Source organism: Arthrobacter sp. 05L421 (assembly GCF_056397785.1).
The window spans coordinates 1-24,709 of record NZ_JBFTOC010000035.1 but is presented as its reverse complement, the minus strand read 5'-3'; the positions used below and the strand labels follow the sequence as shown (position 1 = coordinate 24,709).

20 protein-coding genes, 1 tRNA gene, 1 pseudogene and 1 riboswitch are annotated in these 24,709 nt (G+C 67.0%); of the genes and pseudogenes, 14 read left to right on the top strand and 8 right to left on the bottom strand.

Features of this window, described 5'->3' with window-relative positions; all coding sequences use genetic code 11:
* Together AC1DKQ_RS21625 and AC1DKQ_RS21620 are read left to right on the top strand one after the other, a co-directional pair.
* Positions 1 to 1,219 (top strand): metallophosphoesterase (locus tag AC1DKQ_RS21625; RefSeq protein WP_476920168.1); only part of this gene is annotated, 1,219 nt, incomplete at its 5' end.
* A gap of 200 nt (positions 1,220 to 1,419) precedes the next feature.
* Positions 1,420 to 2,580: a globin domain-containing protein gene (locus AC1DKQ_RS21620; RefSeq protein WP_476920167.1), complete on the top strand. Its 1,161-nt coding sequence runs from the start codon at positions 1,420 to 1,422 to the stop codon at positions 2,578 to 2,580.
* Positions 2,581 to 2,669: 89 nt separating this feature from the next.
* On the opposite strand, the gene AC1DKQ_RS21615 is transcribed toward AC1DKQ_RS21620, so the two are convergent.
* Together AC1DKQ_RS21615 and AC1DKQ_RS21610 are read right to left on the bottom strand one after the other, a co-directional pair.
* Entirely contained in the window at positions 2,670 to 4,055 is a 1,386-nt protein-coding gene (locus tag AC1DKQ_RS21615; protein WP_476884253.1) for an FAD-binding oxidoreductase, read from the bottom strand.
* 232 nt (positions 4,056 to 4,287) lie between these two features.
* Positions 4,288 to 6,123 (bottom strand): phosphoenolpyruvate carboxykinase (GTP), encoded by a 1,836-nt coding sequence (locus AC1DKQ_RS21610; protein WP_476920166.1) that lies wholly within the window; start codon positions 6,121 to 6,123, stop codon positions 4,288 to 4,290.
* A gap of 277 nt (positions 6,124 to 6,400) precedes the next feature.
* Between AC1DKQ_RS21610 and AC1DKQ_RS21605 the strand changes: the two genes are divergently transcribed.
* Positions 6,401 to 6,474: transfer RNA gene (locus tag AC1DKQ_RS21605), tRNA-Arg, on the top strand.
* A gap of 157 nt (positions 6,475 to 6,631) precedes the next feature.
* On the opposite strand, the gene AC1DKQ_RS21600 is transcribed toward AC1DKQ_RS21605, so the two are convergent.
* Positions 6,632 to 7,375 (bottom strand): FadR/GntR family transcriptional regulator, encoded by a 744-nt coding sequence (locus AC1DKQ_RS21600; RefSeq protein WP_476884255.1) that lies wholly within the window; start codon positions 7,373 to 7,375, stop codon positions 6,632 to 6,634.
* Between the two features lie 153 nt (positions 7,376 to 7,528).
* Here AC1DKQ_RS21600 and AC1DKQ_RS21595 point away from each other — a divergent pair, with 153 nt between their 5' ends.
* The 5 genes from AC1DKQ_RS21595 to AC1DKQ_RS21575 all read left to right on the top strand — a co-directional run bounded on the left by AC1DKQ_RS21595 (position 7,529) and on the right by AC1DKQ_RS21575 (position 13,316).
* Positions 7,529 to 9,064, top strand: a complete 1,536-nt coding sequence (locus AC1DKQ_RS21595; protein ID WP_476884256.1) for a dihydrolipoyl dehydrogenase family protein — start codon at positions 7,529 to 7,531, stop codon at positions 9,062 to 9,064.
* 118 nt (positions 9,065 to 9,182) lie between these two features.
* The gene (locus tag AC1DKQ_RS21590) at positions 9,183 to 9,953 is read left to right on the top strand and encodes an ABC transporter ATP-binding protein (protein WP_476884257.1); all 771 of its coding nucleotides are present in this window, start codon (positions 9,183 to 9,185) and stop codon (positions 9,951 to 9,953) included.
* Positions 9,950 to 12,022 (top strand): YhgE/Pip family protein, encoded by a 2,073-nt coding sequence (locus tag AC1DKQ_RS21585; protein ID WP_476884258.1) that lies wholly within the window; start codon positions 9,950 to 9,952, stop codon positions 12,020 to 12,022. The genes AC1DKQ_RS21590 and AC1DKQ_RS21585 overlap by 4 nt, the downstream gene beginning before the upstream one ends.
* Complete coding sequence (locus AC1DKQ_RS21580; protein ID WP_476884259.1) at positions 12,019 to 12,681, top strand: TetR/AcrR family transcriptional regulator; 663 nt, start codon at positions 12,019 to 12,021, stop codon at positions 12,679 to 12,681. The genes AC1DKQ_RS21585 and AC1DKQ_RS21580 overlap by 4 nt, the downstream gene beginning before the upstream one ends.
* Positions 12,682 to 12,689: 8 nt before the next feature.
* Positions 12,690 to 13,316 carry a hypothetical protein gene (locus tag AC1DKQ_RS21575; RefSeq protein WP_476884260.1) on the top strand — a complete coding sequence of 209 codons (627 nt, stop codon included), beginning with the start codon at positions 12,690 to 12,692 and terminating at the stop codon, positions 13,314 to 13,316.
* 80 nt (positions 13,317 to 13,396) lie between these two features.
* On the opposite strand, the gene AC1DKQ_RS21570 is transcribed toward AC1DKQ_RS21575, so the two are convergent.
* The 5 genes from AC1DKQ_RS21570 to AC1DKQ_RS21550 form a co-directional block, all read right to left on the bottom strand.
* A complete protein-coding gene (locus AC1DKQ_RS21570) occupies positions 13,397 to 13,984 on the bottom strand; it encodes a hypothetical protein (protein ID WP_476884261.1) in 588 nt (195 codons plus the stop codon).
* A gap of 139 nt (positions 13,985 to 14,123) precedes the next feature.
* A complete protein-coding gene (locus AC1DKQ_RS21565; RefSeq protein WP_476884262.1) occupies positions 14,124 to 14,651 on the bottom strand; it encodes a SixA phosphatase family protein in 528 nt (175 codons plus the stop codon).
* A 54-nt stretch (positions 14,652 to 14,705) separates the two neighbouring features.
* The gene (locus tag AC1DKQ_RS21560) at positions 14,706 to 14,909 is read right to left on the bottom strand and encodes a dodecin family protein (RefSeq protein ID WP_230012628.1); all 204 of its coding nucleotides are present in this window, start codon (positions 14,907 to 14,909) and stop codon (positions 14,706 to 14,708) included.
* A 369-nt stretch (positions 14,910 to 15,278) separates the two neighbouring features.
* Entirely contained in the window at positions 15,279 to 16,142 is an 864-nt protein-coding gene (locus tag AC1DKQ_RS21555) for a winged helix-turn-helix domain-containing protein (protein WP_476884263.1), read from the bottom strand.
* Positions 16,143 to 16,678: 536 nt separating this feature from the next.
* Positions 16,679 to 17,719, bottom strand: coding sequence for a hypothetical protein (locus AC1DKQ_RS21550; protein ID WP_476884264.1), 1,041 nt, complete (start codon positions 17,717 to 17,719; stop codon positions 16,679 to 16,681).
* 241 nt (positions 17,720 to 17,960) lie between these two features.
* On the opposite strand from AC1DKQ_RS21550, the gene AC1DKQ_RS21545 reads away from it, so the two are divergent.
* The 6 genes and pseudogenes from AC1DKQ_RS21545 to AC1DKQ_RS21520 all read left to right on the top strand — a co-directional run.
* Entirely contained in the window at positions 17,961 to 18,701 is a 741-nt protein-coding gene (locus AC1DKQ_RS21545; protein WP_277526538.1) for a response regulator transcription factor, read from the top strand.
* Positions 18,702 to 18,722: 21 nt separating this feature from the next.
* Positions 18,723 to 20,369: a sensor histidine kinase gene (locus AC1DKQ_RS21540; protein WP_476920165.1), complete on the top strand. Its 1,647-nt coding sequence runs from the start codon at positions 18,723 to 18,725 to the stop codon at positions 20,367 to 20,369.
* 171 nt (positions 20,370 to 20,540) lie between these two features.
* Positions 20,541 to 20,699: riboswitch (cyclic di-AMP (ydaO/yuaA leader) on the top strand.
* Positions 20,700 to 20,703: 4 nt separating this feature from the next.
* Entirely contained in the window at positions 20,704 to 21,507 is an 804-nt protein-coding gene (locus tag AC1DKQ_RS21535; RefSeq protein ID WP_476920164.1) for an aggregation-promoting factor C-terminal-like domain-containing protein, read from the top strand.
* Between the two features lie 270 nt (positions 21,508 to 21,777).
* Positions 21,778 to 22,008, top strand: a pseudogene (locus tag AC1DKQ_RS21530) (helix-turn-helix domain-containing protein); the annotation flags it as partial.
* 669 nt (positions 22,009 to 22,677) lie between these two features.
* Entirely contained in the window at positions 22,678 to 23,217 is a 540-nt protein-coding gene (locus tag AC1DKQ_RS21525) for a hypothetical protein (protein WP_476920163.1), read from the top strand.
* A gap of 586 nt (positions 23,218 to 23,803) precedes the next feature.
* Positions 23,804 to 24,709: DUF6454 family protein (locus AC1DKQ_RS21520; protein WP_476920162.1), on the top strand; the 906-nt coding region annotated here is incomplete at its 3' end.

Here is a 24,709-nt window from a genome sequence, read left to right as displayed (position 1 = left end):
CCTGGCCTCCGCAGGATCCGCCAACACGCTCAACGTCCGGGCCGCAACAGACTCATGGTCCGAAACCGGCACCTTCTACGCCAACCGGCCCACGGTCTCCGGGACCCTCGGGTCCCTGCCCGGCGGCACCGTGCCCAACACGACGTACGGCATCACCCTCGACACCAGCCAGATCTCCGGCTGGACCGGGTCGAGAACGCTCGCCCTGACCGGCACCGGCACCGACAGCTCATGGTTCTGGTCACTCCAGGCCTCCGCCTCACTGCGCCCCGTCCTCAACCTCACCTACACCGGCGGGACCCCGCCCCCACCCCCTCCCGGCGGGACCGCGACCGTGCTGGCCGTCGGCGACATGGCCTGCGCCCCCGGCACGCCCGTCACGTCCTCGACGTGCCGCCACGGCGACGTCGCCGCGCTGGTCGCGTCCGCGGCGCCGGACCGGTTCCTCGCCCTGGGGGATCTTCAGTATCAGACCGGCACCCTTGCCGAGTTCCTGGGGTCCGGCAGCTACAACGACACCTACGGCGTTCTCAAGGCCCTTACACTTCCCGTGCTCGGCAACCATGAATACGGCGACAACACCCGCGGCTATTTTGACTACTTTTACGGAGCAGGCGTCCCAAGTGGTGCCTTCGGGACCCGTCCGGACGGTTATTACGCCACGACCATCGGCGCGTGGACTTTCATCGCCCTGAACAGCGAATGCGATGCCGGCGGAGTGACCGGCGGATGCGGCGTCGGCAGCCCGCAGTACCAGTGGCTCCAGAACCAACTCACGAATTCCCCGACCGCATGCACCCTCGTGGCCACCCACCACCCCCGTTGGTCGACGGGCATGAACCACGGTTCGTATCCGGCGCTGGGACCAATGTGGGACCTCATGGCTGCCCACGGCGTCGACGTCGTGGTTTCCGCGCACAACCACGTGAGCGAAATCTTCAGGCCTATCGGCGCCTCGGGGACGGGTGCACCCGTTCTCTCCGCTGCCGGCATTCGATCCTTTACCGCGGGCGGCGGCGGCGCCGATCTGCAGTCACTGACACCGAACTCCGATCCGCTTCTTCCTGCAATGGTGGCGCGGAACCGCGGCGTATTCGGGCCGCTGAAGCTGACCCTCAATGCGGGTTCCTACTCCTGGGAGTTCCTCCCGCTGACGGGCATGACATTTACCAACTTCGGCACAACCGGTTCGTTCTCGGGCAGCGACAGCTGCCACTGATGCCCGCGCAGTGACCCGACGGACCGGGCCGCCGGCCGCAAGCGGCGGTCATATCCTGTAGCCGCCACGCCCGGGATCCGGCCGATTTGCTCCATTTTTCTACGGCGTGTAGAACTGAGGCATAAATACTTGCATTTCAAATGAAAGTATTTGTCTCGCGGTCCGGTTAAAGACCCCCGGCCACTACCTCAGGAGTCAGCATGCTCTCGAACAAATCCTTCCCAGTCATCGAGGCCACCCTGCCGCTGGTCGGTTCCCGGATCGGGGACATCACCCCCAAGTTCTACGCCCGCCTGTTCGCTGCCCACCCCGAGCTGCTCGATGGCCTGTTCAGCCGGTCCAACCAGCGCTCTGGCAATCAGCAGCAGGCCCTGGCCGGAAGCATCGCCGCTTTCGCCAGCCACCTGGTCAACAACCCGGACACCCTGCCGGAGACCGTGCTGTCCCGGATCGCCCACCGCCATGCCTCCCTCTGCATCACCGAACCGCAGTACCAGGTGGTCTACGAACACCTCTTCGCCGCCATCGCCGAGGACCTGGCCGAGGTCATCACCCCGGAAATCGCCGAAGCCTGGACCGAGGTCTACTGGCTCATGGCCGACGCCCTGATCAAGCTCGAGAAGGGCCTCTACGCCGCCCAGGCCAACGGCAAGATGTGGACCCCCTGGAAAGTGGCCGCCAAGACCCCGGCCGGCACCGGCTCCATGACCTTAACCCTCGAACCGGCCGACGACACCCCCATCACCGCGGCGCTGCCCGGCCAGTACGTCAGCGTCAAGGTCACGCTTCCGGACGGACTGCGCCAGGTCCGCCAGTACTCCCTCTCCGGGGACGCCGGCACCAGCCGCAGCTTCACCACCAAAGTCGACGACGGCGGCGAGGTCTCCCCCGTGCTGCACAACAGCGTCCAGGTGGGCGACGTCCTGGAGATCTCCAACCCCTACGGCGAAATCACGCTCAAGGACGGCGATGGCCCCGTGGTCCTGGCCTCGGCCGGCATCGGCTGCACGCCCACGGCCTCCATCTTGCGCTCCCTGGCCGAGTCCGGCTCGGACCGCCAGGTCCTGGTCCTGCACGCGGAAAGCACGCTGGACAGCTGGGCGCTGCGCTCCCAGATGACGGACGACGTCGAACGCCTCGACGGCGCCGACCTGCAACTCTGGCTTGAAGAACCGCAGCCCGGCTCCAACGCAGGCTTCATGTCCCTACGCGAGGTGGACCTCCCGGCCAACGCGTCCTTGTACCTGTGCGGTCCGCTGCCGTTCATGAAGAGCATCCGCAGCCAGGCCATCAACGCCGGCATCCCGGCCACGAAAATCCACTATGAGGTCTTCGGCCCGGACATCTGGCTCGCCAGCTGAAATACCCATCGACGGCGGCCCCACACCTCTTCGCGAAGGTGCGGGGCCACCGTCGTGCAGCTGTGCCCGCGCGGTCCTCGCAGCGGACGTCAACCCGCGACCGGCGCCCCGCTGATCGCGTGGCCGAAGCGGAGGAGGTTGCCGGGATCGTAGCTGGACTTCGCGGCCCGCATCCGCTCATAGACCTCCGGCGACCAGGCCCGGGCCCGGTCAGCGTCGTCGCCGGGCTCGCCGTGGAAGTTCACCAACGTGTACCCGGTGGAGTGGGGAGCCATCGCGGCAAGGATGCCGCGGATGGATGCGGCGACGGCCTCTGCGGCTCCCGGCACTCTTAGCCCGACGAGGAACAGCAGGAACGCCGCGTCGCGTCCGGACACAGCGTTCGGGAGGACGCCGGCACGGGACAGCGCCCCGCCGAGGGGCCGGATCTCGATCAAGAGCAGCGGACAGTCCGCACCGTCCCCCGCCAGCCTGAGCAGTTCCGCGGCAGCCTCCTCGCCAAAATCCTTCAGGAGCGCGCCGCCGTCCGAGAAGGGGAGCGGATCCGCCGGGTCCATGTGGATCTGGTCGACGTCCAGGTAACTCATGGGTCCGGCCGTGTCCATCAACGGGGTCGAGACCGCGCGCATCGGGGCAAGCAGCGCGTCGCCGTCCTCGCGGTTCCCCAGGAACGCAAAGCGCAGATGCACCACGAACTGGCCCCGGAGGGGCGGCGGAACGAAGTCCATGTCCGGGAGCCGCAGCAGGGAGATCGACGGCGAGCTGTCGTCAGGCAGCGTGGGTAGCCACTCGCGGAACGCGGTCAGAACCGCAGCCGCATCCGCCCCGGGGTAGATGATCCCCCCGCCGTAAAAATCCCCGAGCTCAAAGAGGTTGAACTCGAGCGCGGTGACGATCCCGAAGTTGCCCTTGCCCCCGCACATCAGCGCGAACAGCTCAGCTTCGGCCTCGGCATCGATCCGGCGCAGCGCGCCATCGGCGGTAACCACCTCCATGCTCCGGACGTGGTCCGCCGCGAAGCCGTGGGCGCGGCCGAGCACGGGCAGCCCGCCGCCGACCGTGTACCCGACGACACCGACGTCGGTGCTCGAGCCGTGCAGTCCGATCAGCCCGTGCGGGACGCTCGCTTCCAGGACGCTCCGCCATTTCACTCCGGCGCCGACCCGGGCGGTCCGCTGGACCGGGTCGATATGCAGCTCCTGCAGACGCCGCGTGGTGATGAGCAGCCCGCCCTCGACGGCGGATTCCGCCCCGTGCCCGGTGGACTGGACGGACACCGGCAGCCTGCGCTCGGCCGCCCATTTCACTCCGGCGGCGACGTCCCGCGCGTCCGCGGCACCAAGGACGACGTCGGGCCGGTGGACGGTGGCGAGGTTGAACGCAAACGTCTCCTCGGCGAATTCGGGGCTGTCCGGCAACACGACCGGGCCGCTCACCGCCCTGGACAAGGCATGGATGTCGTCGTTGACAAGCATGGTGCACTCCTGAAGTCTCGCTGCGCGGCTGGTGGAATGCGGACAAGCCTAGGCACCGGTCCGGATATGGCCTAGGGACCTAAGTCCCGGCAGGACCCGCCGCAGCCGGAATGGCCGCAACGGAAACGGCGCAACGCGAAACGGCGGCCCCGCACCTTTGAAAGGTGCGGGGCCGCCGTCGTTGTCGCTGGGTGCCGACTGCTACTACTGGCAGGCCGCTACTGGACTGTCTCTATTGCTGAACGGCCATGCGGGTCTTCAGCCCGTCCAGCTCGGCCTGCAGCGCCTCAGGCAGCGAGCTGCCGAAGTTGGCGAACCAATCCTCGATGGAGGCCAGCTCGGTGGCCCACTCGGCCGGATCAACCCGGACGGCCTCTTCAATCTGGGCGGGGGTCATATCCAGGCCGGTGAGGTCGATCGCGTCCGCGGTGGGGACGAACCCGATGGGGGTCTCCACGGCGTCGGCCTTGCCCTCGAGGCGTTCGATGGCCCACTTCAGGACACGCGAGTTGTCACCGAATCCGGGCCACGCGAAGCCGCCCTCGGAATTGCGGCGGAACCAGTTGACCAGGAAGATCTTGGGCAGGCGCTCCGGGTTGGCCTTGGCGGACAGGTTAACCCAGTGGTTCAGGTAATCGCCTGCGTCGTAGCCAATGAAGGGCAGCATCGCCATCGGATCCCGGCGGACAACGCCGACGGCACCGGCAGCTGCGGCAGTGGTCTCGGAGGACAGGGTCGAACCCATGAAAATGCCGTTGGACCAGCTGCGCGCCTCGGTGACCAGCGGGATGGTGGTCTTGCGGCGGCCACCGAACAGGATCGCGGAAAGCTCCACGCCGTCCGGGTTGTAGTACTCCTCGGCCAGCATGTCGATCTGGTCGATCGGCGTGCAGAAGCGGGAGTTCGGGTGGGCAGCGGGCTTGTCCGAATCCGGGGTCCAGGAGTTACCCTGCCAGTCGGTCAGGTGCGCGGGCACGTCCTCGGTCATGCCCTCCCACCACACGCCGCCGTCATCCGTGAGGGCGACGTTGGTGAAGATGCTGTGGCCCTTGGCGATGGCGCGCATCGCGTTGGGGTTGGTGCCCCAGCCGGTGCCCGGAGCCACGCCGAACAGGCCGGCCTCAGGGTTGACGGCGCGCAGCTCGCCTTCCTTGCCGAACCGCATCCAGGTGATGTCGTCCCCGAGGGTTTCGACTTTCCAGCCCTCAATGGTCGGATCCAGCAGGGCGAGGTTGGTCTTACCGCAGGCCGAGGGGAACGCGGCGGAGACGTAGTAGTTCTTCTTCTCCGGCGAGGTCAGCTTGAGGATGAGCATGTGCTCGGCAAGCCAGCCTTCGTCGCGTGCCATCACCGAGGCGATGCGCAGGGCGTAGCACTTCTTACCCAGCAGGGCGTTGCCGCCGTAGCCGGAACCGAAGGACCAGATGGAGCGCTCCTCCGGGAAATGGACAATCCACTTGTCCGGGTTGCAGGGCCACGGGACATCAGCCTGGCCGGGGGCCAGCGGGGCGCCCAGCGAGTGCAGCGCCGGGACGAAGAACGCGTTGGTCGCGGTGATCTTGTCCAGGACCTTGGTGCCGATAGTGGCCATGATGCGCATGGAGGCGACCACGTAGGCGCTGTCGGTGATTTCTACGCCGAATTTCGGGTCCTCGGCGTCCAGGTGGCCCATCACGAAGGGGATCACGTACATGGTGCGGCCGCGCATGGAGCCGGCGAACAGGCCGCGCAGCTTTTCCTTCATCTGCGCCGGGGCCATCCAGTTATTGGTGAAGCCGGCGTCGTGTTCCTTCTCGGAGCAGATGAAGGTCTGCTCTTCGACCCGGGCCACGTCGGCGGGATCCGAGAACGCCGCGAAGGACTTGGGGAAGAGATCCTCGTTCAGCCGGGTCAGGGTGCCAGCGGCAACGAGCTCGTCTGTGAGCCGCGTGTTTTCCGCATCCGACCCGTCAACCCAGTAGATCCGGTCCGGCTGTGTCAGTTCAGCCACCTCTTCTACCCATGCCAGCAGACCGGCATGTGTGGTGGGTGCTTTTTCAAGCAACGGCAATCGCGCCAGATCTCCCATTACGGTTCCCTTCCTCGGGTTCAGTGGTGTGTCCTAAATGCTAGGGCTCGGAGGGGTGCCCATTCCGGGCCCGGACATGGGATGACTAGACCGGCACAAATCAAAAACCGCGGAAATTCAAGGAAGTAGTCAGCCGACAGGCACGTCTTTTGTGACTAAGGTCACGTAGACCGGTCTAGTCGGCCAAATTACACCCGCGTCGATTTGTAACTAGGCCCGGCCTCGCGTAAAGTAATTCGAGGTTCGGGGAGAGAGAAGTTCTCCAAGAGCCGAGAATGCGCCCATAGCTCAGCTGGATAGAGCGTCTGTCTACGGAACAGAAGGTCAGGGGTTCGAATCCCTTTGGGCGCACAGAAGAAAGAAGATCCGCCCCGGTTCGCCGGGGCGGATCTTCTGTTTTAAGCCCTAGCCGCCCCGCTTGCGCTATCTCCTATGGTCGTCACACTGGTCTAATAGCAACCACAAGTGATACCGCAACGGGGGGGTTAGGGTTACGCGGCCGCCCGGATCAGTCCGTGGTCTGGGCGATGATGTCGCGGATTGCGTCGAAATGGGTACTGAGCCGTTCGGCCGCCAGGGCTTTGTCCGCGGAGGCGACAGCCTCATAGATCCCTCTGTGCTGCGCAGCCGTCGCCACGAGGTCCACGGCGTACGGATCGCCGAGTTCCAGGTGGATCCGGCGATAAACCTTCCAGAACACATCCATGAGGCTGATCAAGAGATCGTTGTTCAGCGGCTCGAATAGCCTGCGGTGGAACTCCGCGTCGGCCTCAATGAACGGCTCCCCGGCAGCGGCCAGCTCTTCCATCTGGTGCACGGATTCCTCCACGGCGGCCAACTGCTCCGCGCTGATCCGTTCCATGGCGGCGCCTACCAGGCCGGATTCGAGGGCTTGCCGGACCTCCACAAGCTGCAGGGCTTCCTCACCCTGGTGGCGCAGGGACAGCCTGGCCCGGAAGGTGAGCCCGTCGGTCAGAGCCTCGAAATTGTTGGGCGCCACGAACATGCCGAACCCGTGGCGGATCTCAATGACGCCGAGCGCCTGGAGCGCCTTCAGGGACTCCCGCAGGGTGTTGCGGCCGACGCCGAGTGAGGCAGTGAGCTCGTTTTCGGTCGGCAACGGGTCCCCGGGAACAAGGTCCCGTTCCAGGATCAGCTCCAGGATGTCCGACTGAAGCGCCCGGAGCCGGGCCTGGGCACTGAACCTCGCCAGCGGTATGGCCGCGCCTGTTGTCATGTTGCGTGCGGCCATAGCCGCCTCCTCCCCCAAGTATGGTCCCAACAGTAGCGACCGTCCCCCCTCCTGCAAAGGGTTCGGCCCGGCATGTTACGCCGAGATCCCAGCACCGCTGGCGCCCGGGGCGCCCGCCCGGATCCGGCAATGGCCCCGGCGTAGGCTGGTGCCATGACGGCACAGCTTCTGCGGGAATTCGATGTCATTGTGATTGGTGCGGGCGCCGTGGGCGAGAACGTGGCGGATCGCGTGGTCCGGGGCGGCCTGACAGCGGTGCTCATCGAGGCGGAACTGGTAGGCGGCGAGTGCTCTTACTGGGCCTGCATGCCTTCGAAAGCGCTCCTGCGTCCAGGCACCGCACTGCACGGCGCGCAGACAGTCCCGGGAGCCCGGGAAGCCGTCACCCGCACACTGGATCCGGCTGCCGTCCTGAAGCGCCGGGACTACTTCACCTCGAACTGGCAGGACGACAGCCAGGTCAAGTGGGTGGAGGACACCGGGATCGAACTGATCCGCGGCCACGGCTGGATCACCGCTCCGAGGCAGGTCGAAGTGGCAGGGCTGGACGGCAACAGCTATGCGCTGACGGCCCGGCATGCTGTGGTGGTCGCCACGGGATCCACCCCCAATCAGCCGCCGGTGGAGGGGCTTCACGACATTGAGTACTGGACCACCAGGGAGGCCACCTCCGCCCGCACGGTCCCGGCGCGGCTTGCGGTCCTGGGCGGCGGGGTCGCCGGCGTCGAACTCGCCCAGGCCTACGCCCGCCTTGGCGCCTCCGTCACCCTGGTGGCCCGCGGCAGCCTCTTGGGCGCTTTCCCGGCGCAGGCCGCCGACCTGGTCGCGGCCGGGTTGCGCGCCGACGGCGTCGACCTCCGCCTGCATAGCGGGACCCGGAGCGTGCGCGAGAACGATGACGGCTCCCTCACCGTCGTGCTCGATGGCGGCCGCCAGGGGGACCGCCAGAGTGGTCCGGGCGAGGGCCCTGCCGCAGGCCCAGACCAGGGAACGGCCCGCGGAGCTACGGTCACGGCGGACAAGCTGCTCGTCACCACTGGCCGGCACCCCGCCCTCGACGGGCTCGGCCTGGACAGCGTCGGGCTCTCGGCGCCCGAGGGCCAGACCCTGCGGCTGACCACCGATTCCACCGGACTAGTCCACCGCGCAACTGACAACGAGGCGTCCGGCAATCCGTGGCTCTACGCTGCCGGCGACGCCGCCGGACGGGCCATGCTGACCCACCAAGGCAAGTACGGTGCCCGGGCCACCGGAGATGCCATTGCCGCCCGGGCCAAGGGCGAACTCACCGGCGAGCCGGCCCCGTGGAGCCGCTTTGCCCAGACGGCCTACGAGCACGCGGTGCCGAACGTGGTGTTCACCGACCCGGAGCTGGCAAATGTCGGCCGGACCGTGGCGCAGGCGGAGAAAGATGGTTTCCGGGCCTCCGCCGTGGAGCTTCCCATCCAGGTGGCCGGTTCCTCCCTGCACGCCGAAAACTACGAAGGTTGGGCGCAGCTGGTGATCGACGAGGACCGCCAGGTCCTGCTGGGGGCCACATTCGCCGGCCCGGATGTGGCTGAGCTCCTGCACGCCGCCACGATTGCGGTGGTGGGGGAAGTGCCGCTGGACCGACTGCGGCACGCGGTGCCCTCCTATCCGACGATCAGCGAGGTCTGGCTCCGCCTGCTGGAGGAGTACGGCCTCTGAGCCGGCCAGAGGCCGACTGCCGGCACGTCTGGTTCATCACACCGGACGCATTCTATTTGAACTGACTGGTCAGTTTAGTTAGCCTTGAGGGGACATCGTTTCTGCGAAAGGCCCCGCTTTGCTCTGCGTACAACAGCTTTCCGTGACCGGCCGGCGGGATGACCTGCTGCCGCCCACCTCGCTGGAGGCCGCCCGCGGGAACCTCCTGCTCGTCGAAGGTGTCCGCCAGGACCAGCGCACCGCCCTTTCCCTGGCACTGAGTGGACGGATGAAGCCCTCCGCCGGGACGGTGAGCTGGGACGGAAACGCCCGGATCAAAGTGCTCCGGCAGGCAAGCAGCGTGGTCGACTCCCCCGGCGTCAACGAGCCCGAACAGCACCTGAGCGTCCGCGACCTCGTCACCGAGGACCTGGCCCTGGTGCCCCGCCGCCACCGCGGCGCCGCACGCAGCACTCCCTGGCTGAGGATCAATAATTTCGAAGATATCGCCGGGCTTTGGACCGAGCAGCTGCCGGCGGGCCGGCGGACCGGGCTCCTCACGGCGCTCGCCCTCGCCAATCCGGACACCCAACTCCTCGTGGTGGACTCCCCCGACCGGCACAGCGGCGATGCTGCCGACTGGCTGCCGCGGCTCCAGGAACTGGCGCGCGACGCCGGGCGGCCACTCGCCGTCGTCGCCACCGTCACCCGCATTCCGGACAGCTGGACCGGGGCTACCGCCACCATCGGCAACGCAGTCACAGCGGCCCAACCCGCAGCGGCCCAACCCGTACTGGCCGAACCCGCGCCGACTGAACCCGATGTTCGCAGAGCCCCGGCTCACGTGGCTGGCCCTCCCCAAACCTTCTTGCCCGAATCCTTCTCCCCCGAAACCGAGGACGCAAAGTGACTGTGCTGCGGCTGGCCCGCTCCGAGCTCAAACGCATGACCGGCGGGCTGCTGCCCAAGCTGACCATCCTGGCCCTGGCCCTCGTTCCGCTGCTCTACGGCGCCGTGTACCTCTACGCCAACTGGGATCCGTACGGCAAGCTGAACCAGATCGATGCCGCCCTGGTAGTCCAGGACTCCGGTGCCGCGTCCGCCGACGGCACACGGCTGGAGGCCGGCCGGAAGGTGGCAGAGAGCCTGGTGGACGGCCACGTCTTCAACTGGAAGACGGTCACCAGCACGGAGGAAGCAGACCAGGGCGTCAGCAACGGCACCTACGCCTTCGCCCTAAAAATTCCGCAGGACTTTTCCGCAAATCTGGTCTCCCCCGGCAGTTTCGACGCCGCCAACCAGGCCATGCTCAATGTCACCACCAACGACGCCAACAACTATCTCCTGAGCACCATCGTGGACAAACTGACCACAGCGGTGCACACGACGGTCGCCAAGGAGGTGGGCGAGGAGACGGCCAACCAGCTCCTCACCGGATTCGGCACCATCCATACGCAGATGCTCAAGGCCTCCGATGGCGCAGGCCAGCTGGCCGACGGCGTCGCCCGGGTCCACGACGGCACCGTGGCCCTGCACCAGGGCACCGGCGGGCTCAAATCCGGCGCCAGCGAGCTCTACGACGGCGAGGTCAAGCTACAGGACGGCGCCGCGTCGCTCAGCACCGGGGCCGGTCAGCTCAGCAGCGGCCTCACCCAGCTCAAGGACAAGACAGCAGCCCTGCCCGCCGACGCACAACAGCTGGCAGACGGCGCCGCCCAGGTGGCCGCAGGCAACGCCGCGCTCAACGCCCAGGTGCAGGCCATTCCTGGACAAGTCGCCGCCGCACAACAAGCCGCGCAGCAGGCCGCAGTGCAGGCCCAACGGAGCAGGGTGGTCACGTCCACCGCCCACCTGGTCGCCTCCGGCGTCCTCACCCAGGATCAGGCAGACAAGGTGGTGGCCGACGTCGACGCCACTCCCGCCGCGCCCGCGGCGTCGGCCGCGGGTTCTGCCTCCGCCGCCAAACTGCAGGCCGCCGCCGGGCAGGTCCAGAAGCTGGCCGACGGTTCCGCCGCCGTCAGCGCCGGCGCCTCCCAACTGGCCGACGCCGCGCCCGCCCTCAGCCGCGCCGTCGCCAAGGCCTCCGCCGGGGCTGACCAGCTGGCCGCCGGTTCGGCAGCCCTCGCTGCCGGCCAGCAGAACGCCGTCGACGGCGCCGGCAAATTGGTGCAGGGCGCCCAGAAACTCGACGACGGCGCGGCGCAGCTGGAGAGCGGCGCAGCGACGGCCTCCGACGGCGCCGGAACGCTCGCCACAGAACTCGCCCAGGGCGCCGGAAAGGTCCCCAACCCCGACGACGCCCAGAAGGACAGCGTCTCCAAGGTCATGGCGGATCCGGTCGCCGTCAGCAACGTCTCGCAGGCCAAGGCCGGTTCCTACGGGGCCGGGCTGGCGCCGTTCTTCCTGACGCTGGCCTTGTGGATCGGCATCTTCATGTTGGTGCAGGCCATGCGCCCGGTCACCCAGCGGGCGTTGGCCTCCAATGCACCGGCCTGGAAGATTGCCGTCGGCGGCTGGCTTCCGTTCCTGGCAGTGTCCGCCGTCCAGGCGAGCCTGCTGACCCTGGTGGTGGACGTGGGTCTCGGACTGGACCCGGCCCACCCGGTGCTCATGTGGTTCCTCATGCTGGCCGCCGCGATGGCGTTCAGCGCAATCATCCAGGGTGTGGTGGCGCTGCTGGGCTCGCCTGGCAAGCTCGTGGTGCTCATCCTGCTGGTGCTGCAGCTGGTGTCCTCTGGCGGCACGTTCCCGTGGCAGACCACACCCGAGCCCCTGCACGTGGTGCACCAGGTCCTGCCGATGGGCTACGTGGTCAGCGGCATGCGGCACCTGATCTACGGCGCCGATCTCGCCATCATCCTGCCCACCATGCTTGGACTGGTTGGCTACACTTTGCTGGGACTGGCAATGTCAACCGTTGCCGTCCGGAAGAACAAATACTGGACCCTCAAGACACTGAAACCGGAGATCGCCGTATGACCACCAGCCAAAGCGGCGGCAGCCCGGCAGGTCCCGGGGACGCGGAGAAAAAGCTCCGGCCCGCCCGTACTAACGCCACGAAGCAGAAACTGTTCGAAGCGTCCATGGAACTGATCGGGGAGCGCGGCGCGGCGGGCGTGACGGTGGACGAGATCGCCACGGCAGCCGGGGTGTCCAAGGGCACGGTGTATTACAACTTCGGCAGCAAGTCGGACCTGATTGCCCAGTTGCTGCGCTACGGCGTGGACATCCTCATGGCACGGCTCCTGAGCGTCCGCGACGACTCCGCCGATCCCCTGGCCGCCATGGAGGAGATGATCGGCCAAGCCATGGACTTCATGGCCGAGTACCCGTCCTTCGCCCGGCTTTGGGTCAGCGAAAACTGGCGGACCCCCAGTGAATGGCAGGACACGTTTGCCGAGCTCCGCGGGCGTCTTCTCGCCGTGATCGGCTCTGCCATCGACGGTGTCGCCGCCGCCTATCCCGTGGACCCCGCCGTATCCCGCGGCAGCCTCGAAACGGCAATTTTTGGGGCCTGTTTCGTGGTGGGCCTGGACCGCCAGACGTACAACCCGGAGCGGACCAGGGAGCAGAGTGTGGCCGCAATTATGGCCTCCATGCGCGGCTACGTCGTGAAGCAGCCGCCCGCTCAGGCATGATTGTTCACATGCGTCACATGGGCACCAGCGGGAAAGTCGCCATCGGAGCGTTCCTTGCTGCCCTGGCACTTCTGGTCCTGACCGGAATCACCCTGCACGAGTGGGTGCTGGTGTGGTTCGTCGGGGCCGCGGCCACAGCGTATGTGGCCTGCGTTGCAGAGGTGGTGGTCCGGCGCCGGCACAAGACCCTGGTCGCGAGCGGTGTCGGCAGCATCCTCTTCATCGCTTTCGCGATCGCATTCCTGCGCCAGTGGGGACTGGCCTTCAACCCCGATCCCGACGCCCTATCCACCCGCGTCGATTCCGAGCATCCGGATTTGTATTTCTATCTGGCCGCGCTCGCCGGGGCCGTCACGTTGCTGTTGCTGTTCGCCGGCACTGTCCTGCCTGGCAGGAGCCGCGGCCGGCGTGCCCCGGACCGGGCCCCGCAGCGGCGCCCGGCGCCTTCCGCACGAGGCGCGGGGACCCGGTCCGCGAGCCCGCGGCCGTCCGCGCCGCGTCCGACGCCGAGGGGAACTGCCGCTCGCCCGGCAGTTCCACGGGCGGTGGCCCGTCCCGCGGCAAAGTCACCGGCCAAGCCACCGGTCAAGCCGCCCGCTGCCAAGTCTCCCGCCCGGACCACCGCCCGCCGCTGAAGCCGGCACACCACCCCCTGCTGTCTCAGAGTGTCCGGGCGAGAGGTTCGCGGGTCAGGTTCGAGCTCTGAGGACTCGGGTCAGAGGTTTCGCGGCCTGTCTTCGCGGGGGGTGGTGTCCGGCCCCTGTGCGGTATCCGGGCTCTGGGTATCCGGCCGCTGGGCGGTTTCCGGCCCCTGTGGGGTGTCGGCCCGGGTCACGTCCTCCCGGCTGCGCTGGTCGCCGGATACCTGCTCGGCGGAGGCGGGGGTGCCGTTCGCTGGCTGCGCGGCCGCCCTCTCGGAGCGCAAATCTGCGCGGGTCGGCATTTCCTTGGCTTCGGCTTCGCGTTCGGACGTCACCACGTCGGGGTCCACTTCGTCGGCTTTGCGCAGTTGCTCCTGCGCGCCGGAACGAACGCTTTCTGCCTCTTCTTTGCGCGTGCGGGCTTCCTCCCGCAGGCGCTCGGCTTCGAGGTTGGCCTCCTGCGCGTCGGCCTCGGCACGCACCGCTTTGGCATCACGTTCCCGCGCAGCGAATTCGTCGGCCTTGGCCTGTTCACGCATTTCGGCGGCGCGGTTCCGGTCCGCCGCCACTTTGCGCTTGCGGCTGACCATGACTGCGACTGCCACGATCGCGAGCACCACGACGATGCCGACGATAATTCCTATGAGCTGCCCTGAATCCACGGTGATCCGCCTTTTCTCTTAGGTTGCTTACCTGCCCCATAAACCACTGGAAAAACCACATCAGCAAACAGCAACAGTAAACCGCAGAACTGGGCCGGTAGCTATGGTCTCGGCAACCGATGTCCGGGCGGACCTGCGGCTATTTGGCGCGGGGAACCTTGAAGTGGGTCAGCTTGGCGTCTTGCCCGTCCAGCTCGGACCAGGACTTTTCCGTTTCCAGGACGGTCAGGGCGCTGGTGGGAAAGCGCGTTGCAGCATCCATATAGGCGTCGTGATCGGAATCGCGTGACGCGAGATGCATGGCGAGGTCCTGCACCCCGGGCATGTGCGAAATCACCATGAGCGTGGTCACGGTGTCCGGGACGTGGTTGATCACCGCCAACATGCGCAAGGCGGACGCGGCATACAGGCCATCCTCGAGCTTGGGCGTCGGCGCTTTGTCCCCCAGAGCGTGGCACACCCAGGTGCAGGTCTGGCGGGTCCGCAGCGCGCTGGAGCAGAGGATGAAATCAGGGACCACGCCGTGCTTCAGCAGCCACTTCCCGGCGACGGGCGCATCTTTGTGGCCGCGCTCTTCGAGCGGCCTTTCGTGGTCGGCAACACCGCCGGGCCAGTCGGATTTGGCATGCCGCATGATCACCAGCCGTTTGATGTGATGCGCGCTCATGCCCCAATCCTAGTGCGGAGGCTCTTCCCAGACGCCCATGCCACCAGCGGCCGCTCAGTCTTCAAGGACAAAGGTCACTTCCAGCACGACGTGCCAGGCAACGACGGCGCCGTCGCTGATTTCAACCTTCTGTTCCTTTACCCACGCCCCCGTGACATTGCGCAGGGTCTTGTTGGCCCGGTCGACGCCCTCCTTGATGGCGGCATCGAACGAGGTCTTGGAGTTCGCGCTCAGGGTAGTAATCCGTGCAACAGACATGTCTTCCTCCCAATTGTCGGCTCAACGCTCCGAGACTACGCCGGCCCCAAGAACCGCAACAGAGCCCAACAGCGACCCCACAATCCGGCCTCGCCGCCTCAGCTATGGAGGTTCCTACAAGACACCCCAGCCGCGGAGGCACATGCCCGTCAGCCACCCACACAAAGCGACCAATGCGCAGGCGGCCGAACGTGACTGCCCGGCGGAAGCGCGGATGGCGGCGCTTTGCGTAGTGCCGCATCGCCGACTGAGGAACGAAGGAGGTGTCTAAGGCACGGCAAAGTGCCGCTAGGCGCGCGTAAACCGAGCGCAGGAAACGCAAAAGCGCCCGCCCTACAAGAGGAACGGACGCTTTGCGTGGGCTAAAAGCTAGATCGAGTATTCCGGAGCGGCCCAGACCACTACTTCGGGGTGCTCGTAGAACCGGTAGCCCTGGCCGCGCACGGTGCGCACGGTGTTGGCGAGGCGGCCGAGCTTGGAACGCAGACGGCGGATGTGGACGTCGATGGTCCGCTCGTTCGGGACCTCTTCGGCGTTCCGCCACAGGCCTTCGAGGAGCTCGTCGCGGCCCACGGTCCGGGTGCCGTTCTCCACGAGGTAGTTCAGGAGCTCGAACTCCTTGAATGTCAGGTTCAGTGATTCGCCGTCGAGGTGCACCTCACGGCGTGCGAGGTCGATCAGCACTCCGGAAGGCCGCGGATCCTGCGGCTGCTGCAGGCGTGCGGTCTCGGTGCGCTGGCGGGCCCCTGCTGTGGGGTCACCGAAAGTCGAGCGGACGACGTCGAGCGCGGAACCCGGGGCGCTGGCCGGCGCGACGGCGACGGCGGCGTAGCTTTCGGCGCCGGCAACGAGCGACTGTGCGTAGGCCCGGATTTCCTGGGCAAGCTTGGCGATGGACGTGCCGGCCGCAGCTGCGGTTTCCTCGTCGATCCCCATGTACAGCACGAAACCGCGAGCCACGTTGTCGCTGGGGGCCGGACGGACCGGGCTGCCGACACCGGGTGCAATCACGGGCGTGGGCGCCGTGGCGGGGGCAGCCGGAACGGCGCGGAGCTGGCCGTAAGAGTCAGGGTTGTAGCCCTGCGCTGCATAACCGGGGGCGGGGAAGCTGCCGGCGGAGCCGGCCGGTGCGAACGCGGAGCGGCCGCCAAAGCCCTGGCGGATACCGGAGGCCTGGCCAGCCTTGCTGGCGTTACGGACGGAGATGTGGACGTATCCGGATGCAACTGACATGGAATGCTTACCTCAATGTGAAATGGCCGTCATCGCGGCTCGAATGCTTCTTTCCCCGCAATGAAATTGGGGAGGGGCGCCCGACTCTGGGCTAGGGGCGAATGCCTAGAAACTCTCAGGGGTGTAAAAGTTAGGCGTGCATTCGACAACAGCGCATCTCGGTACCAGCGGGTGTGCTGATCCAGGAAGCTGCAGGTGCTGTTGAGTTCTTGTTCACAATTGAAGTGTGCAACGTAACAATGCGAACGTGCAAGTAACAAAGGACTCCAGGTTCCACATAGTGAGATAGATCGGTGAATTGTCGCGCAAGTCACAATTCTCAGTCGGCGAAAAAATAACAAGTGTTTTGCCGACCGAATGGTCAGGAAGTGGTATTCACCGAATATTATTCGGACCTTCCTGCTATTCGACTGAAATCATTCACGGCATGGCAAACAGGCAAAACCCGGCCCGTCCGCCGTTTCCTGCGAGGCCGTCCACGGAGTGGGCAGGCGCCACTGCGGCCTGGCCGGCGGCAACGGCGGCTGCGGTGGGGGTCAGTTGGACTGCCCGGTGGCGGTCGCCGCCACAACCATGACCGACGACGCCGTGTACCCGGACCCGTCCTTGGCCGCCACGATCCGCACGGTCCCGCCTGCGACGATGTCCGCCACGCTCAGCTGGGTGCCCGAGCCGCCGGCCTGCTGGCGCCTCTGTTGCAGATTACTCACCACCACGTCGGCGCCCAAAGCGTAGCTGCGCGTGAACCCGTCACTGCTCTTGACCGTGACGGAGGACGAGCTAATCTCGCTCACGGTGCCGACCTGCTCGGCCATGGTGGTGTACTCGGATCCTTGCAGCACCACGTATTCGGCATGCACTGCGGCGGAAAGGCCGCCGCCCATCCCGCCGGCAGCAAAGTCGCCGGGACCGCTCCGGCCCGACATGCCGCCTCCGGTGAAACCGCCCTGTGCAGAACCGGGTATGCCCGGGGCAACTCCCTGGCCGCCCACCCCGCCGCCGGCCGCCCCACCGGCGGCCGTGCCGGCAGCGCCATTGGCTGCCGCTGAACTTGAGGTCAGGGCGTAGACCCCCACCCCGGCGCCGACTGCCAGGACGGCTGCAGCCCCGGCGACGGCGAGCCCCCGCGTGAGGGTCCACGGCTTTGCCGCCGAGCCGGTCCTGACGGCGCCTCCCGGCGCGCCCCAACCTGTCGCGGCCGCCGTGGCTTGCGACTCCTGCCGGGGCATGCCCCAAGTGGTCGCCGGGGCCGGCACTGTCGAAACCGGGGGCGCGCCCCAACCGGAGGCAGCCCCGGCTGCCGGCTGCCCGGCGTCGTGCTGCCCAGCGTCATTGTGCCCGGCGTCAGGGTGTCCCGATTCATGGTGCCCTGCGCTGTATTGCTCGGCTTCAGGGTGCCCTGCGCTGTACTGCCCGGCTTCAGGGTGCCCTGCGCTGTACTGTCCTGCGCTGTAGGGCACAGCCGCCTGGGGCGTGGTCACGGGCGCCGGCGCCGCTGCTGCCGCTACGTTGGGGGCCGATTCGGGGGCGGGCTTGGGGGCTGGAACGGAACCGGCTCCGGGATGCTGACCGCTCATGGTGTTTCTCCTTAGGGTGCGGATCGGTGTTCACCCCAGACTGCTGAGCGATCCTGTGCCACGGCTGTGCGGGCCGACAGCCGCGCCTGTGACGTTCGGGCAGGACGGGAAAACCGGATTGCGCGTAGCCGCTGCACCTTCTACAGCCCCCGAAGCGCATCCAGCTCGCTAGGCTGGGATTCACAGGTGCCGCACAGGGTCCCCAAAGCCCCGCCTAACCGGCAGATCGGAGAGTTGTCCCATGGCCACTTCGCACTCCATGACTAACAACCTGCCCCAGCTGACGCATCCAAACGGCTCCCCCATCCGTGCGCTGGTGGTAGACGACGAGCCCAGCCTCTCCGAGCTCATGAGCATGGGCCTGCGAATGGCCGGCTGGTCCGTGGCTGTCGCGGAAGACGGGCCCGGAGCCGTCCGGCTTGCCAAGGAGTTCCGCCCCGACGTGCTGGTGCTGGACGTGATGCTCCCCGGGTTCGATGGCGTCGAACTGCTCAGCAGGATCCGCGCGTTCGCGCCGGAGGTTCCGGCGCTGTTCCTCACGGCCAAGGATGCCGTCCAAGACCGCATTACCGGCCTCGCGGCCGGCGGCGATGACTACGTCACCAAGCCGTTCAGCATGGAAGAGGTGCTGCTGCGCCTGCACCGGCTGGTCCAGCGCTCAGGCGTGGCCGCGATGGACACCGCCGAACTCGTGGTGGGGGACCTTGTGCTCAATGTCGACACCCGCGAAGTCACCAGGGCCGGCGAGGAGCTGCATCTGACCGCCACGCAGTTCGAGCTGCTGCGCTACCTCATGGAAAACCCCAAACGGGTCATCAGCAAGGCCCAGATCCTGGACCGCGTCTGGGACTACGACTTCGGCGGCCAGGCGAACATCGTGGAACTCTACATTTCTTACCTCCGCAAGAAGGTGGACGTCAACCATGCGCCCATGATCCACACGGTGCGCGGCGCCGGCTACGTTCTGAAGCCGGCGGACTGATCCGTGCCCACGCTTTCCGGCATGACCCGCGTCCCCGGACGCGACTGGCGCAACCCGTCCACGTGGCATTTGCGCACCCGCCTGGTCCTCGTCGCCATGGCGCTGCTTGTGGCCATCTGCGGCGCCGTGGGGCTGTTCAGCTATGCCTCCATGGACCTGTTCCTCACCCGACAGCTCGATGACCAGCTCAGCAGTGCCTCCCGCCGCTCGAACGACTTCGGCCGTCCCGTGGCCGGCAACCCGTCCGGCCGCCCCGACCCCCTCGAAGCCAGGGGGCAGGGCGTCGGGACGCTGAACGCCCGCATCGAGGACGGTGAGGTCAGTAGAGCCGGCTTCCTGGCCGGGGACGCCACTCGCAAGAGCCTCTCCCCCGACGACAACGCGGCCCTCCTGGCGCTCACCCCGAACGGTGTGCCCGTGGACCGGACCCTCTCGGCCGGGGCGTACCGGCTCACCGCCGTGCGGGCACCCTATGGCGACGTGATTGTCACCGGACTTCCGCTGGCAGAAAAGGACAGCACCCTGACCTCGTTGGTCTGGACCATGGTGGTGGTCTCCGCCGGCGGACTCGTGCTGATCGGTCTTGCCGGTACGGCCCTGATCCGGCGGACCATGAAGCCGCTGGAACAGCTCTCCGAAGTGGCCACCAAGGTCTCCCGCCTCCCGCTGGACGCTGGCGAGGTGGCGCTCGGAGTGCGCGTCCCGGCGTCTGCGGCCCATCGCGGAACAGAGGTGGGCAGCGTGGGCTACGCGCTGAACAAGATGCTGGACAACGTCTCCAACGCTCTCGAGGCGCGGCAGGAGAGCGAGATGAAGGTGCGGCAGTTCGTCGCCGACGCCTCGCACGAACTCCGCACCCCGCTGACAGCCATCCGCGGTTACACGGAGCTGATGCGGATGACCGAGCATTTCACCCCCGACGGCGAGAGATCCCTCGCCCGAGTGCAAAGCCAGTCCGAGCGGATGACCACCCTGGTGGAGGACCTGCTGTTGCTGGCGCGCCTGGACGAGGGACAGCCGCTCAAGATCTCCGACGTCGATCTCACGCAGCTGGCCATCGAGACGGTGAGCGACGAGAAAGTCATGGCCCCGGACCGCATCTGGCAGCTGGAACTTCCGGCGGAGCCCGTGGTGGTGCGCGGTGACGCGCCCCAGCTGCATCAGGTCCTCGCCAACCTCCTGTCCAATGCACGCAAACACACGGCTCCCGGCACCAAGGTGGTCACGGGTGTCATGCGTTCGGCTGACGGAAGCGCCGTGGTCACCGTGACGGACAACGGCAACGGCATCGCCCCGGAATTCGTTGGGCGGGTCTTCGCCCGCTTCGCACGGGCCGACGCCGCGCGGACCAATCCCGCAGCCAGCGCCGCAGCTAACCCTGTGGCCGCGACGGCGGGGGCCCGGTCCGGGGCCGCCGCAGGCTCGGTTTCCGGCACGGATTCTGGTGCCGTTTATGGTGCTGTTTCTGGTGCCGCTGGCGTTCCGGCGACCGGAAGCCGCCGTCCGGGCACGGCGACTGCCGCGCCGACCTCCGAGGGAACGAGCGGGTTGGGTTTGTCCATTGTCCAGTCGATCGTGGAGGCCCACGGAGGGACCGTCGAAGTCACGTCCCGGCCGGGCCGCACGGAGTTCGCCGTGCGGCTGCCCGCGGCGCCGCCGTCGGTGTAGCCAACCACGCGAACCGCAGTTCGGTCGCCGCCGGGGTTCCGGCGCAAGCCGACACCCCGCCACTGTGACTCCTGTTACCAAAATGTGACTTAAGCGCCGGGGTCCTGTAGCGTCTTAGGAGTGCGCTGCCATTGGTGCCGCATATCCGGATGGACGCCAAACTCTGCCGCTTCCCGGATTCCGCTAGACCAGGCAGAGGCGGGGGACCCAGAGTTCCCGGGCATTCTGCATTTCATGCGCCCTCGGGGTGAAGCCGACACGTGATGTTCCGTGCGGCCGGATGACCTCATCCGAACCCGACAGCTAACTTCGCCGGCGTTGAGAGGCCATCATCATGACTGAATTCCAGGTACAGCCGCGCCCTGACGGCGATTCCCATTCCGGCTCCACCAAGTCGCGCCACCGCGCCGAACCGGCCACGCAGGCATCCGCCCTGTCCAGGCTGGCCACCGGGCTCGGCATCACAGGCCGCCGCGCCGCCGTCATCACCGCCGCCTGCGCCATGCTGGTGGGGGGTGGCGCCGCCGCCCAGGCGGCAGAGCCGGGCGCCCACACGGCAAGGGTTGGGAGCCAAACGGCCACGAGCGCCGACCCGCTGGCCAAGCTCAACTTCGAACGAGTCGAGGTCGCTGCGCCCACGGCGACAGTAGACAACAGCGTGGCAGCCAAGGCCCCGGCGGCTAAGCCCGCCAAAGCACCCGCAGCGGCTCCCGCCAAGGCCCCGGCTCCTGCAGCCGCTCCCGCCAAGGCGCCCGCACCCGCCAAGGCCCCGGCTCCTGCGGCCGCTCCCGCCAAGGCCCCCGCACCCGCCAAGGCCCCGGTCGCCATCGACGACCCCGCCGGCGCCCAGGCCTACGCCGCGGCCCAGCTGGGCAGCTATGGCTGGGCACCTAACGAGATGCAGTGCCTGCAGAAGCTCTGGACCAAGGAATCGGACTGGAAGACGACTGCCACCAACGCCAGCAGCGGCGCCTACGGCGTGGTCCAGTCCCTGCCCGCCTCGAAGATGGCGAGCGCCGGCGCCGACTACAGGACCAACTACCGAACCCAGATCAATTGGGGCCTGAATTACGTCAAGGAACGCTACGGCTCCCCCTGCGGCGCCCTGAACTTCCACTACGCGCACAACTGGTACTAAACCGGCAGTAGCGGCCCACTAAAGGAGGCCCCGGATCCACAGGCGGGTTCTAGCGGTCGTTGCAACACCCAGACTTTTGGGAGTTGCAACGACCCTGGTTCGTTTAAGCGGGGATTCATCCCGGCCCGTGCGGTATGGGCAGGATCAGAAGAAGGCGTTTTTCGAGGTCTTTGACCGTTTGGGGAGCACGACGGCGGCCGCTAGGGATCTCGGTTTCAATGCCGCGACATGTGCCAGCTGGGTCCGCCTGGCCGGGCTGAGGAGCCGCGGGAATGGGAACTGATCCGGGACCTGTCCGCGGCCGGTTCTTCCATGAGGGCGATCGCGCAGGCGATGGGACGGGCGCCCTCGACCAGCAGCCGGGAACTGGGGCGCAACAGCGATCCCCGTTTCGGTTACCTGCCCCACGGCGCACAGCGGCAAGCCGCTGCCCGCCGGGCACGTCCCAAAACGGCCAAACTGGTGGCCGACCCGGCGCTGCGGGAGTCCCTCCTGCCCAGATGCGGAATCGATGCAATGCTGAGAAATCCCTGAGCCAACGGCTGCCGTGCGTCGCGGCGATTGGTAGGTGCTGAAGGAGCTTCGAGAGACGTGGAAGTCCCCGCCAGCCACCGTGCCGAGGAGGGCGACACCGAGGTTTCAGGCGGCCAGGACCGGACGCCGGCGGGATTGCACGAGGGACACGAGATGTCCGGCCGCACGCCGGTTGAGGGGAGCGTGCGGCCGGAGCCTGTGGATCGACGGCCGAGGCGGGGTCGGCCTCTCGGGACCTTCTACAAATGTCCCGCCTCGCGCTGAGAAAAGGCTGAGAGCTGCCTCTCGCAGCAAAGGGCCGGAGAACTGCCTGCAAAAGCTCATGTCCGTGAGCTCAGGGAACTCGCGGCTGCCGGAGATGGCCTAGTCCCCTAACCCGGTCACTCACCGGGACACTTTGTGGAGCTCCGCCGCCGCTGAAACTGCCGGGCAATGCCGGGCGGCGTCGTAGCTGGTGGCCCGGTGGCTGGGCTCAGGTGCAGATGCCCTTGACTTCACTCGCAGGGAGTTGGGCGGATCGCCCGGAACGGGGTGGCCGAGTCGGGCCGGCAGAGTCTCCCTGCCGGAAGTACAGCCCAAAGCACTTTTCTCCCGCCTTCCAAGCGCCGCAGGACCGACGTGCCCCATGATGGAGGCATGCGAAGGGCAACCGGCTGGCTGACGGCAGCCGTCATCATCACGCTCATCTTCGGAAGCTCCTATGCCGCGTTCCAGCAGCTCGGCCGCCGCGCAGCCAATGCCGCGCCAGCAGCCGCCGCAGCTGCAAAGGCCCAGCTGATCGGTCCGGAGACGCTGATGGCGCCGCGGCTGGAACTGACGCCAGACAGCGGGGTGTTCGTCATCGTGTACGGGTCGGATAACAAAGCGGAGTCGGGGACTGTCACCCTTCATGGCTCACTTCCTGACCTTCCCGCCGGCGTCCTCCAGACGGCCCGGGACTCCGGCTCTGACGCAGTGACGTGGCAGCCGGAACCGGGCCTGCGGATGGCGGTCGTCGCCCGGCCGGCGGCGGGCAAGGTCATCGTCGCCGGCCAGTCGCTGGCCCCCTACGAGGATCGGGATCGGATCGTTCTGACCGTATTGGCGGCCGGTTGGCTGGGCAGCCTCGGCGTCCTCGCCGCAGGGTACGCCTCGACCGGGTTTTTCCAGCGGCGCCGTCCACTCCCGCTGTCATGATCAGACGGTGAGCAACGCTCGCAGTCGTGGCCAGCATTGCCCGCGGCCATCCTTCCGGCGTCACCGGTGGCGTCACCCGGTACTGCTGGTGGTCATCACCCAGGCAGGACTGCGTTAGGAGCCGGGCGTGGTTCCCCGAGCCAGCACGGGCTGGGATGGGCAGGGAGGCCTGGCGGCCGCCAAAACGATCAACCCACTGCAGCGCCTCCTCTGCGTCCCGGTCTCCGTGCTGGGCATCGCCAGTCCCGGCCGAAGGCGGAGGAAGAGAAGAACCGCTTCGGACTCGACGTCTACAACGCCAGGGTCTAGGACGAACGAGTAACTGAACAAAGGGCCTGCCCCGGCTTTTGTTGACTCGGGTCTTAGTCTGCTGTGAGCGCGGTCCCGTTGATTGTTTTTAGACTCGCTTGGCGTGAGTTTCGCCAGCCGTCTTTGCCCTACCCCTGGCCGCGGCCCCTTGCGGACCAGTCAAACGTCGCGTGCCGGACCGCAACCTGTTGTTCACGACCGCGCCCCGGGTGGTTCATTACCGGGAAGTAACGTGGCGATCTCTTGATACGACCCAACCCCTTTGAGAGGCTCCCGAATGAGCACGACTCGCACCCGAGGCATCCTCACCGCTGCCGCAGCAATCGTCCTGGCCGCGTCCGCAGTCAGCGCCACCGCAGCAGCCCAGGCCGCCGGTGACAACGCCGCTGCCGGCAACCACGGTGACAGGAACACCGCGCTGGCCGACGCCTTCAACGGCGTTGACCGGAACACGAACTGGCAGCAGACATCCAAGCTGAAACTCAACTTCCCTACGTTCCACACAGAGGGAATCGCCTACAGCAAGGACCACATCTTCCTCTCAGCCGTTCAGATCATCGAACCGACCGTTAAGTTCCCGACGCCGCAGAACGGGTTCGACCGCACCCCTGGCAAGGGCGTCGGCCACCTCTTTGTCATGGACAAGGCCGGCAACCTGCAAAAGGACATCGTTCTGGGCGAGGGCGACATGTACCACCCGGGCGGCATCGACTTCGACGGCACCAACGTCTGGATCCCCGTGGCCCAGTACCGGCCCGACAGCAGCGCCATCATCTACCGAGTCGATGCGAACACCCTCGACGTGCACAAGCAGTTCCAGGTGAAGGACCACTTCGGCGGCATTGTGATGGACAAGCAGACAGGCCACCTGGTCGGCAACACCTGGGGTTCACGCCGCTTCGCGGAATGGGACCTGCAGGGCAAGCAGCTCTCGACCTGGGAGAACCCGAACTACTTCATCGACTACCAGGACTGCCAGTACGTACCCAGCTCCAGAATGCTCTGCAGCGGGATCACCAACCTCCCGCAGACCCCGGCCGCCGGCACGGGTGCCACCTACGAACTCGGCGGCATGGCGATGATCGACCTCAAGTCCCGCACGGTGATCCGCGACATCCCGTTCCAGCGGTGGTCCACCGCGGGGCACGTAGCCACGCGCAACCCGTTCAAGATGACGGCCGAT

Excerpts from the sequence above, each read along its gene's own strand:
- AC1DKQ_RS21620 (WP_476920167.1), top strand. The coding sequence starts at position 1,420 with ATGCTCTCGAACAAATCCTTCCCAGTCATCGAGGCCACCCTGCCGCTG.
- AC1DKQ_RS21615 (WP_476884253.1), bottom strand. The coding sequence starts at position 4,055 with ATGCTTGTCAACGACGACATCCATGCCTTGTCCAGGGCGGTGAGCGGC.
- AC1DKQ_RS21610 (WP_476920166.1), bottom strand. The coding sequence starts at position 6,123 with ATGGGAGATCTGGCGCGATTGCCGTTGCTTGAAAAAGCACCCACCACA.
- AC1DKQ_RS21600 (WP_476884255.1), bottom strand. The coding sequence starts at position 7,375 with ATGGCCGCACGCAACATGACAACAGGCGCGGCCATACCGCTGGCGAGG.
- AC1DKQ_RS21595 (WP_476884256.1), top strand. The coding sequence starts at position 7,529 with ATGACGGCACAGCTTCTGCGGGAATTCGATGTCATTGTGATTGGTGCG.
- AC1DKQ_RS21580 (WP_476884259.1), top strand. The coding sequence starts at position 12,019 with ATGACCACCAGCCAAAGCGGCGGCAGCCCGGCAGGTCCCGGGGACGCG.
- AC1DKQ_RS21575 (WP_476884260.1), top strand. The coding sequence starts at position 12,690 with ATGCGTCACATGGGCACCAGCGGGAAAGTCGCCATCGGAGCGTTCCTT.
- AC1DKQ_RS21565 (WP_476884262.1), bottom strand. The coding sequence starts at position 14,651 with ATGAGCGCGCATCACATCAAACGGCTGGTGATCATGCGGCATGCCAAA.
- AC1DKQ_RS21560 (WP_230012628.1), bottom strand. The coding sequence starts at position 14,909 with ATGTCTGTTGCACGGATTACTACCCTGAGCGCGAACTCCAAGACCTCG.
- AC1DKQ_RS21555 (WP_476884263.1), bottom strand. The coding sequence starts at position 16,142 with ATGTCAGTTGCATCCGGATACGTCCACATCTCCGTCCGTAACGCCAGC.
- AC1DKQ_RS21550 (WP_476884264.1), bottom strand. The coding sequence starts at position 17,719 with ATGAGCGGTCAGCATCCCGGAGCCGGTTCCGTTCCAGCCCCCAAGCCC.
- AC1DKQ_RS21545 (WP_277526538.1), top strand. The coding sequence starts at position 17,961 with ATGGCCACTTCGCACTCCATGACTAACAACCTGCCCCAGCTGACGCAT.
- AC1DKQ_RS21540 (WP_476920165.1), top strand. The coding sequence starts at position 18,723 with ATGACCCGCGTCCCCGGACGCGACTGGCGCAACCCGTCCACGTGGCAT.
- AC1DKQ_RS21535 (WP_476920164.1), top strand. The coding sequence starts at position 20,704 with ATGACTGAATTCCAGGTACAGCCGCGCCCTGACGGCGATTCCCATTCC.
- AC1DKQ_RS21525 (WP_476920163.1), top strand. The coding sequence starts at position 22,678 with ATGCGAAGGGCAACCGGCTGGCTGACGGCAGCCGTCATCATCACGCTC.